Genomic DNA, 1,099 nt, shown 5'->3' with positions numbered 1-1,099 from the left:
GTCGACGGCTGCGGCCGCGTCGGCAAGCGTGGCATCGGGGACCGCCGCGATCACGGCTTCGGTTGATGGATCGACCACTTCGATCACGCGGCCCTCCGACGAGGGCTGCCAGCGTCCGCCAATGTAGAGACCGTGCGAGACCGTGGCGTAATCGAACATATCTTGATCCTCGTCGGATATGCCTGCGGCGATATTCATGGGGTGAGCTCCTGGTCGATCACATCATGGTGGCGGACATGTCGCCATCATAAGCAGCCCTGACCAGCCGTCGCATCGCGGCGAGGTCGAACGGACGCGGATTGTTCTTGATCAACCGGTCGATGCCGAGCGCCTGCTCGGCCGTCCAGTCGATCCTGTCTTCGGGAAGGCCAAGATTGGCCAAGTTCGGTGGGATGCCGATGGCGGCAAACAGCCGGCTCACCTCGCGGATGGTGGCGTGCGCCGATGCATCGGCGCCGTCGCCGCTCTGACGGGAAAGGCCGAGAGCGGCGCCAACTTCGGCAATCTCTGCGGCCGCGGCGGGAAGGTTGTAGCTCATCACATATGGCAGCATGGTGGCGACGCCCAGACCATGCGCGGTATGTGTAACTGCGCCGACCGGATACTGCACCGCGTGAGCGGCGGCCGTTCCGGCGGTGCCGAAGGCGCAACCGGCGGCCAGCGCTCCCATCATAACGTCGGCGCGCGCATTCCCGTCCGATCCGTCGCGATATGCCTTTTCGAGACTGCTACCGAGCAGCCTGATAGCCAGAAGCGCGAAATGATCGGTCAGGGCGCTCTTGCCGACAAAGACATGCTGCTGCGGCAAGCGGGGATCATCACCGCGTCTGGCTGCGGTGAAGGCCTCGATTGCGTGCGTCAACGCGTCGGCACCGGCGATCGCCGTCAGGGACGGGGGGCACGTCGCCGTCAGATCCGGATCGCAAAGCGCCACCGCGGCGATGAGGTGAGGACTCGAGATACCCACTTTCAGGGTGCGATCGGGATCGGAAATCACGGCGACGGGGGTCACCTCGGAGCCTGTCCCGGCCGTCGTCGGCACTGCGATCACGGGAAGGGTAGGGCCTGGTACGTTGAACTCGCCATAGTAATCCTGGGG

Annotated in this window: 1 protein-coding gene and 1 pseudogene; both read right to left on the bottom strand. The window is 64.8% G+C overall.

Features of this window, described 5'->3' with window-relative positions; all coding sequences use genetic code 11:
- Window positions 1-159 (bottom strand): annotated as a pseudogene (locus EOA33_RS36525) (NAD-dependent succinate-semialdehyde dehydrogenase); the annotation flags it as partial.
- 58 nt (window positions 160-217) lie between these two features.
- The coding region (locus tag EOA33_RS36520) for an iron-containing alcohol dehydrogenase (protein ID WP_127407782.1) at window positions 218-1,099 on the bottom strand (882 nt) is incomplete at its 5' end.

The sequence above is a fragment of the Mesorhizobium sp. M4A.F.Ca.ET.050.02.1.1 genome (assembly GCF_003997725.1).
Classification (GTDB): Bacteria; Pseudomonadota; Alphaproteobacteria; order Rhizobiales; family Rhizobiaceae; genus Mesorhizobium.
Note: the sequence above shows the minus strand (reverse complement) of the source record. Positions and strands in the feature narration are given on the sequence as shown.